This is a genomic window from Thermodesulfobacteriota bacterium, from assembly GCA_039028315.1.
Taxonomy (GTDB): domain Bacteria; phylum Desulfobacterota_D; class UBA1144; order Nemesobacterales; family UBA2774; genus CR02bin9.
The window spans coordinates 1-9,250 of record JBCCIH010000089.1; the positions used below are offsets into that span (position 1 = coordinate 1).

General features: G+C 40.1%; 5 protein-coding genes. 2 read left to right on the forward strand and 3 right to left on the reverse strand.

What is annotated here, in order from left to right:
* From AAF462_06805 to dacB, 3 genes are all read right to left on the reverse strand, one after another.
* Window positions 1–2,243, reverse strand: a 2,243-nt coding sequence (locus AAF462_06805; protein ID MEM7008829.1) for a secretin N-terminal domain-containing protein, incomplete at its 3' end; no start/stop codon positions are given.
* Between the two features lie 74 nt (window positions 2,244–2,317).
* A complete protein-coding gene (gene gspC / locus AAF462_06810; GenBank protein MEM7008830.1) occupies window positions 2,318–3,223 on the reverse strand; it encodes a type II secretion system protein GspC in 906 nt (301 codons plus the stop codon).
* A 248-nt stretch (window positions 3,224–3,471) separates the two neighbouring features.
* Window positions 3,472–4,890: a D-alanyl-D-alanine carboxypeptidase/D-alanyl-D-alanine-endopeptidase gene (gene dacB / locus AAF462_06815; GenBank protein MEM7008831.1), complete on the reverse strand. Its 1,419-nt coding sequence runs from the start codon at window positions 4,888–4,890 to the stop codon at window positions 3,472–3,474.
* Window positions 4,891–5,060: 170 nt separating this feature from the next.
* Between dacB and uvrA the strand changes: the two genes are divergently transcribed.
* Both uvrA and dnaJ read left to right on the forward strand, forming a co-directional pair.
* Window positions 5,061–7,793, forward strand: coding sequence for an excinuclease ABC subunit UvrA (gene uvrA / locus AAF462_06820; GenBank protein MEM7008832.1), 2,733 nt, complete (start codon window positions 5,061–5,063; stop codon window positions 7,791–7,793).
* A gap of 148 nt (window positions 7,794–7,941) precedes the next feature.
* A complete protein-coding gene (dnaJ, locus tag AAF462_06825; protein ID MEM7008833.1) occupies window positions 7,942–9,045 on the forward strand; it encodes a molecular chaperone DnaJ in 1,104 nt (367 codons plus the stop codon).
* Window positions 9,046–9,250: the final 205 nt, after the last annotated feature.

The following is a 9,250-nucleotide window of genomic DNA, read 5'->3' on the forward strand; positions in this document are numbered from 1 at the left end:
GTTGGGAATGGTATTACATCAGCTACGATGATTTCGGCAGGCTCATTATCAGTAGTAATAATGCTAGGAGTAGATAATACATTTACGTCAGTTAAAGAGGTAAGTGCCTGGAACAGAGCGGTGAATGAAGGTATAGGTGGAATCGGACCCGATCCGTCTGGATCAACTTCTTCACCAACAACCCCTAAAAATAGACCTGATAGACTACCGATCAAGTTAGCTGATGCCTCAGGGTTAGCTGCAACTCCAAGCAAACTAGGAACTCCTGGCAGGTTGGTGCCGCCAAATCCCAGTGTACTGTCATTAACTGTAAATCCAATACTAAGGTTGGTACCAAACGATCTGATTTTATCAAGACTAACTTCTAGTATTGCGGCCTCTACAAAAACCTGTTTTCTCCTTATATCAAGCTCATCTATTACATCTTTAACTTCTTCATAATCTCTTCTGGATCCAATCACTATTACAGAGTTTGTTGCAGGGTCTGCTGTGATTCTAAGCCCGTCTGCTTCAGCTACAATACTGGCTCCCCTGCCTCCAAGGTTTTGTCTTTGGATCGTTTGTCTAGTTTGCCCTTGGCCGAATGTGGAACCTCCGGTTCCTGATCCAAATGCAGAGCCAGTTGTGCCAGTCGTTCTCTGAGCTCTTTGAATCGCGCCGCCACTAAAGCCTCCGCCACCGCCGCCGAACAGTGCTGAGAGAACACTTACAATTTGTTCTGCATCAGCGTTTAGAACCCTTATAACGAATATGCCTTCCTGCGGCTCATCGGTTTTTACGTCTAGTATCTCGATTACTGCCTTGATTTTAGCCATATCGCTAGGGTAGGCGATTATGATTAAGGAATTTGTTCTCTCATCAGTGATTACTTTAAAGCTTACCGGGGAAGAATCTTGCGTAGACTGTGCAGTGATTTGTGGTGCTTGCTGCTGGGTTTGGGTGGTTCTGGTTCTGCTGGTTCTTGAAGTTGCTCTTTGCTGCTGTGCTGTTCGTTGGGTAGCAGTTGCTCTTCTGGCCACAGAAGCACTGCCTGAGCCTGATGAACCGCCGAATATTTCAAGAAGCTTAGTTGCAACCTCCGCAGCATCTGCATTTTCAATTTTAATAAATTCAATCTCAGTTTCGACATCAAAGTTTTCAATGATTTTTAAGATTCTGTTTAAGTTATCAACTCTTTCTATAATGATAAGTGTGTTGGTGGCTGGATATACAACGATGTCACCCTCACGGGAAATTAATGGCCTTAGTATCGATGCAACTTGATTGGCTTGCACATTCTGAAGCTCAACCAATTGAGTTATGAATCTGTCTGAAGGATCTGAATAGTCGGTTCCGAATTCTGTAGGTATATCCTGAAATTTAATATCTCTTTTAGGGACAATAATATTTGTGCCGTTTTTCTTAACTACTGAAAACCCATTGAGACTTAAAATTGTCTCAAAGAGCCGCATTGCATTTTCGCTTTTAAAACCTCCGGGAGCAACGACGGTAATTTTTTTGCCTTTTACAGATTCATCTAAGATAAAGCTTTCGCCGGTTATTTCACTGATTGCCTGAATCAGATCCTGAACATCCATCTCTGATTGGAGATTTACAATTTCTCCTTCACTGACTATTACATCAGAACTCGTTGGCTCAACCTGTGCTTCTATGACCTCAGCTTGTTGCTCAGGTTGCGCAGGTCGTGCGGGCAGCCCTTGAGCCTCTCTTTCTTTTTCCAGAGCCCTTTTCTTTCTGTGCTCTTGTCTTTGTTGAATTCTTAATTGTCTTCTTTTTTCAAGTTCTTGCTGACGTTCTATCTGATTTCTTTGCTCAGGATCATTTTGTACTATAGCATCATCAACAGCCCCATTTGACTCAATGCTTTCATCCACATATGCCTGCGCAATGACTTTATTATCATCTAAATAATCAAATGAAAGTTCTTTTTCATTTCCGTTTGCATTTGCTGGTATATCTATATATTGACCTACTACAATTTGGTCTTCTCTAAGACCGTTTATTTCTTTAATTTCTGAAACTGATGCGTCATATTTCTCCGCAATTGTTGAAAGGGTATCACCTTTTTGAATCTGGTAGGTTAGATCATTGCTAGATTCCTCAAAAATTGGTTCGTTTTGCTCGAGCTCTTGTGTTTGCGCTGTGTTTTCTTGGATAACAGCTCCATTATTTGAGGTGTTTATATAGACATAAAGTGTAAGCAAAAATCCAAGAATCAGTATGTTAATCAAAAATCCTTTCATATGTAATCCTCTCTATTATTAATCCATTTTAAATAAATATATTGCACATCTGCCTAAGCATAAATTTCCAACAATCATTTTACCGAGTACTCATATGTATACTTTTGTCCTGCTCTGGTTAATTCAATTGTGAAAGAGTTTTGATCTCTAAGCTCTTCAAAAACTCCCAACGCCCTCTCTATATCGTTTAATTCAACATTGTTTATCCTATGAAGCGTGTCGCCATTTTTAATTCCAATCTTCCAGAAGATGCTGTTTGATCTAATACCAAAGAATCTTAGTCCATCGTCCTGAGGAATTACTCTGGCCTGCTGGACAATCTTAGTAGGATCACTTAGAAGATCCTCCAAAAGTTCACGCTCAACTTCATATTCGTTTTCACTTAACTTGCTTATCTGCTTATTGCTGTTGTCTTCTTTCTTCTTGTTTGTGCTAGAAGCTCTAGTATTTGGAAGTTTAGAGCTGCTTTTCGCGGATGCTATATCTCCTAAATTTTTACACTTAATTGTTTCTTGCTTTGTAGATCTTCTCTGGATTACTGCCTTGCAGTTGTTTACATCCACTAGGCTGACTTTCTCTGAGGGGATGATATCTATCTCATCTCCGCTTTTATAACCGTTCACCTTACTGTTATCGTCATTTTTTATGATTGCCACTGATTTTTGATCAGCATTAATTATAGTGCCTAAAAGCACCAAATTAAGATTGGATTCAGGCAAATCTTCGGGGTTGGTTGATGCAACTGCTGCAGCTTCTCCAGCCGGGTCTGGCAGCCCGAATATATTTCTTTTTACAATAACCTCATAGCTCGACAAAGGAATGTTCCTATTATTGTTTGTTTGTTTGTTAGTTTCTGCAGGGAAATAATTTTGTGAAGCTTGAGCATTTGGGGAAGTTACTTGTCCTTGGATTTTTGCATTTACACTGAGGGCTAGCAGATACGCAAGTGCTGCGAGCAGAACCAGATTTATAACCCACACATATCTTTTTAAAATAGTAACAAGCATTTAAGTAGAATAGTTAAATTTATCTAAAAAAATAAAGTCTTTTGCTTTATATGTCAACAATTAATAGCTACTGTTTTAAAATCTAAAAATTATGTAGGCATAAATAATACTTAGTAAATACGAATAACAGATAACTCTTTGCAAGAACCTATACATTACAATGTACTGTTTTTTGATGAAAAAGCAATTATCTGTATGCAGTTACGATGCTAGCATAACTTCTAGTATCCGGAGCTACTATTAGCGCAGCATTCTACTAACTGACCGAGCAGATCATTCTGAAATTCTTTTGTTTTCCATCCAAAGCCGTTAGATAGAATAGAAAATACCAGTACATCTCCCTTCTTTGTAAAAATATAGCCTGATAGAGCTCTAACATTTTTTAGATATCCTGTTTTGGCTCTAACTCTTCCTTGTACCTGTGAATTCTTAAATCTTTTTTTAAGTGTGCCGTCCACTCCTGCAACAGGAAGTGAGTCTAAAAAATCTGTTGAAATCAGATTATCCTCATAGGCATAGCTCAATATATCGGTCAAAGTTTCAGGTGTTACCCTGTTTAACAAAGATAGGCCCGATCCGTCAACAACTTTATATCCGTTTTTTATGCCGAGTTCATTTAAAAATTCTGAAATGACTGATGAACCTTTATCCCAAGTGCCAGGAACTCCTCTGTATTGGGCTCCTAGAGTTTTCATTAAGTTCTCGCCAATAATATTCACACTGTTCTTATTGTATTCGACTATTACAGAAGAAAGCGGGTCAGAATAGTGAGTGTATATAAGGTTTGCCCATCTTGGGACTTTGTCCATTACAACTGGCCCAGGAACCTTGATTCCAGCTTCTTCAATGGCGCTTTTAATAACGTTTCCTGTAAATACTGTGGGGTTTAAAACTGGAATTTTAAGTGTAATAGTCGCCTTTGGTCTTATTCTGCCGCTGAGAACTATAGTTTGCTCATTTTGCCAGGAAGTTTTAAGTGCGCCTTTTTTGCCGCTAGTTACAGCCTGGTTAATTATTGTAATATTTGATCCTTCCGGCTCGATTTTGACTGCCGGTTTAGCACCCGTCTTTGAGGCATACACTTTTAATTCAATTATGTTGTAGTTAAAAGAAAGCGCGCTTATTGCTGGGCTATAAAAATCATCCCGCCATTCTTCTTTCCAGCCTTTTGCATACCTGTTTGTTCCAAAATAACTGTCATCAACAACAACTTTGCCTCTTATTTCTTTAACGCCGCGTTGCTTTAGCTGAAATACAATATATCCCAAATGTCCTTGAGATAGTGTAGGGTCACCATATCCCTTTATATATAGTCCGCCATGTAGAACGCCATCAGATATTCCTCCTCCAGAGAAGAATTCAGTCTTAAACTTGTAATTTGTGCCCAATAACGAAAGGCCTGCAACTGATGTTATTATCTTCTCGTTTGATGCCGGTATATACATCTTTTCGGGATTATGCTCAAAAATAGTTTCACCAGAATTAAGTGATTTAACAATAACTCCGAGCTTTCCGTTCTTAGAGGGGTTTTCATTAAGTAAAGGAGCCACACTAGCTGCATATTTCTCATTTGCAGACTGGGCAAAATGAGTAGGGATTAAGATTACTAGTAATAAGAAAAGGACAACAAACCTGGCCATATTAAGAATTATATATTAACACTCTGCAGCCTGGTTGAAAAGGGAGTTTTTGGGTGAGTTGCAAAATGGTACATATAGAATGATATGCTATCATTTATTCATTAATACGAATTTAGCTACTGTCATTCAACTACTCAGGGGCAAATCAAAAAAAATAAAATAATAGAACTATGAAAGGCGAGATAAAAATAGAAGGGGCAAGAGAAAATAATTTAAAGAACGTTGATGTCTCAATACCCTGGCACAAGTTCACTGTTGTTACTGGACTTAGCGGATCTGGAAAGTCTTCACTTGCGCTTGATACATTATATGCTGAAGGGCTCAGAAGATACATCGAATGTCTTTCTACTTATGCCCGGCAGTTTCTTGAGAGAGTTGACCGTCCTGATATGGACGATATTTCAGGACTCCCTCCAGCTGTAGCAATAGAAAGCAGAAACTCAGTTAGAACTTCCCGCTCAACTGTTGGTACAACAACTGAGATATATGATTTTCTAAGACTATTATTTGCAAAAATAGGTAAAACCTTCTGTCCAACTTGCAGTATCGAAGTAAAGATAAAATCACCCGAGGACATTGCTGCTGAGCTAGTAAATGGCTATAGCGAGAATAGAGCTGTAATGACATTTCCACTTGATGATATTAACCCAACACCTAAGGGGCTTTTATCAAAGGGTTTTACAAGAATATGGCTAGACGGAGAAATATCCGATCTTGAAGAACTTGACGAACTGCCACAGGGAGCTCAGGTAGTTATAGACAGAGTGTCAATAAAGCAGAGCTCGTTTTCTAGAATTGTAGAGTCGCTAGAGGCAGGTTTTTCAGACAGTAAATATGTCATTGTTCACATAGTTGATGGGGAGTCTTTAAGGTTTTCAAAAGACCTTGAATGCACTTCATGCGATGCTAAATTTACTGAGCCTGAGCCGCTTTTATTCTCTTTTAACAGCCCACGGGGTGCATGTGCTGAATGTAATGGTTTTGGAAATATATTAAAATTAGATCCTGATCTAGTGATACCCAATCCTGATAAAAGCTTGGCACAGGGAGCAATTGAGCCGCTTACAAAACCCTCTCACCAGTTTCGCATGAGAAAAATGCTTGAGTCAGCTGCGGAATATGGCGTTGATGTCAACAAGCCGTTTTCTAAGCTGCCAAAAAAATCTGTAGAGCGGGTTTATGAGGGTATGGGATCATTTAAAGGAATAAACGGTTTTTTTGCATACCTAGAGCGAAAGAGCTATAAAATGCATGTCAGGGTGTTCTTAAGTAAGTACCGCTCAGCATTTGACTGTGAGGTGTGCGGAGGAAGCAGACTAAAAAATGAGGCGCTATGGGTCAAAGTTGGCGGAAGAAGTATTGCAGAACTATCTGAATTTTCGATCTTGAATTTGAAAAAATTCTTTGATGAACTTGAACTATCTGAGTACGAAACTCAAATTGCAGACGAAATATTAAAGCAGATAAACTCCAGAATATCATTCTTGGTAAAGGTTGGCCTAGAATATCTCACTCTTTCCAGACTTTCCAAAACCCTCTCTGGAGGAGAGGCCCAAAGGGTAAACCTTGCATGCCAGCTGGGTTCAACTCTTACAGAAACTCTTTATATTATGGATGAGCCGTCAATAGGTCTTCATCAACGCGATCTTTCAAGGCTTATAGAATTAATAAAAGATCTAAGGGACCGGGATAATACAATCGTAATAGTCGAACACGACTTTGATATGATAGGGGCAGCAGATCATATTGTAGAGCTTGGACCAAAGGCAGGAGAAAGGGGCGGTGAGATAGTCTACCAAGGTGAAATTAAGAAATTTCTAAATAACGGCGTCTCTACTCTTACAAAAAAATATCTCCTAGAACAAGAAGGAATAGAGGTTCCTAAAAAAAGAAGAAAAGGAAGTTCAAAAACTATAAAAGTTCTTGGAGCAACTGAGAACAACCTAAAAAACCTTAATGTTGAGTTCCCACTTAAAACTTTTATCTGTGTAACTGGAGTTTCAGGTTCTGGAAAAAGCTCATTAGTACATGATGTTCTCTACGCAGCCCTTGCAAGAAGGTTTCATAGCGATATTGAAAGAGTAGGTTCTTATAAAGAAATTAAAGGGCTTAATAATATTTCTGATGTGATCATGCTTGATCAAAACCCGATTGGGAAAACGCTCAGATCAAATCCAGTAACTTATATTAAAGTCTATGATCAGATCAGAAAAGTTCTGGCTGATACCTGGCAAGCAAAGTCAAAGGGTTTAACAGCTTCCCACTTCTCCTTTAACGTAGCAGGTGGCAGATGCGAGGTTTGTGAAGGTGAGGGCAGGCAAAAAGTAGAAATGCACTTTTTAGCAGATGTATATGTAATATGCGAAGAGTGCGGGGGCAAGAGGTTTAAGAAAGAAGTACTAGATATCAAATATAAGAGTAAAAATGTTATAGAAATTTTAGAACTGACTGTTGACGAAGCTATCAATTTCTTTTTCGAGGTGCCTTCACTTGGAAGAAAGCTCAAGATACTGCAGGATGTCGGACTAGGCTATATAAGATTAGGCCAGCCAGCACCAACTTTATCAGGCGGTGAGGCGCAGAGAATCAAAATTGCAAGAGAGCTGGGCAAAAGAGGCGGAAGCGATATTCTCTACATCTTAGACGAGCCTACAGTTGGGCTTCATGCAGAGGATGTCAAAAAGCTTCTGGATGTTATAAACAAGCTTGTACTCTCCGGCCATACCGTACTAGTCGTTGAGCATAACCTAGATGTTATCAAGTCTGCGGATTATGTTATTGATCTTGGCCCAGAGGGAGGCGATAAAGGGGGGCAGATAGTTGCCCAAGGCAGCCCTGAAGAAATAGCGCAATGCAAAAAATCACATACCGGCAAGTTCCTTAAGAAATATTTAACTACATAATTTCCAATTCGTTTTCGCATCTTGGTAAAGTCACTGTCATCATATAAACTAAATTTGAAAATTGTTGGTATCCGCTTAAATTAAGACCTGAATACTTGCAAATCAACAAAAAGGGTATATATAAATCCTAAAGGAGTAAGAATTCATTATGGCAGCCGGAAAAAGGGATTATTATGAAGTGCTGGGCGTCTCTAGAGACGCAGACCCGCAGGAAATAAAGAAAGTATATAGAAAACTTGCGCTCAAATACCATCCGGATCACAATGAAGGCCCTGAGGCAGAGGAGAAGTTTAAAGAGCTATCAGAAGCCTACGGGGTATTATCTGACCCTGAAAAACGCTCCCGCTATGACAGGGGCGGATTTGCCGGGCTAGACGGCATGTCGGCTGAGGATATTTTCGGAAATATTAATTTTGGTGATATCTTCGGAGGAGGCGGAGGGGGTTTCGGCGGTTCAATCTTCGATGAAATTTTTGGCTTTGGAAGGGGAGGCGGAGGTAGAAGACGCGCGTCCAGGGGAAGCGACGTTCAGGTTGAGATAACTGTTCCACTAAAAAGAATTCTAACAGGCGGCGAAGAAACTGTATCTTATAGCCGCTTAAAGGCCTGTCCTACTTGTGACGGCTCCAGAGCAAAACCGGGCACTGATGTAAAGCAGTGCGCTGAGTGCGCAGGATCTGGTCAGAAAGTCTATACCTCAACACAACAGGGGATGACTTTTCAGCAGGTTGCTGTCTGCGCTGAATGCAGAGGAGAGGGAACTATAATTGAAGAATTGTGTCCTGACTGCTCAGGTATAGGTAGTGTTGAAGGAATAACGACCATGGAAATAAATGTTCCTCCGGGAGTTGAAGAGGGCGCAGCGCTAAGGGTACCAGGCCAAGGTAATATGAGCCCAGACCCGGGAGCACCTCCAGGAGATCTTCTGGTCGTAATTAATACAGAAAAAGATTCAAGATTTACAAGAAAAGGTGAGCATCTGTATAGAGATATAAACATCAAAATTCCTGATGCCGTTTTTGGAACAAAAGTTGATGTTCCGACATTGGTCGGCGAGGGTGAAGTGAAAATTCCAGCTGGAACGCAGCCCGGAACCACTATGAGACTTGCCAACGAAGGTCTCCCCGGTTTTAGATCGGGCAGGCGAGGGGACATATACCTAAATATAAAAGTCGAAATACCAAAAAAGCCTTCCAAAGAGGAAAAGAAGCTGTTCAAAGAACTGCAGGCACTGTACGAAAATAAAGACTAGTTTCTCTAATTTTTTGCTGTAATATCCTACTATGAAATTTCTACAAATGACCAACAAACAGCTAGCTATTTTTCTTCTTCGCCTGGCAACCGGAGTAAACTTTTTGATGCACGGCGCTGTAAGGGTTTTTGGAGACTACGTCGGGTTCGCAGACGGCATGGCAGATAATTTTAGCGAGACATCTCTTCCAGCTTTCTCTGTCAGA

Excerpts from the sequence above, each read along its gene's own strand:
- uvrA (MEM7008832.1), top strand. The coding sequence starts at position 5,061 with ATGAAAGGCGAGATAAAAATAGAAGGGGCAAGAGAAAATAATTTAAAG.
- dnaJ (MEM7008833.1), top strand. The coding sequence starts at position 7,942 with ATGGCAGCCGGAAAAAGGGATTATTATGAAGTGCTGGGCGTCTCTAGA.
- dacB (MEM7008831.1), bottom strand. The coding sequence starts at position 4,890 with ATGGCCAGGTTTGTTGTCCTTTTCTTATTACTAGTAATCTTAATCCCT.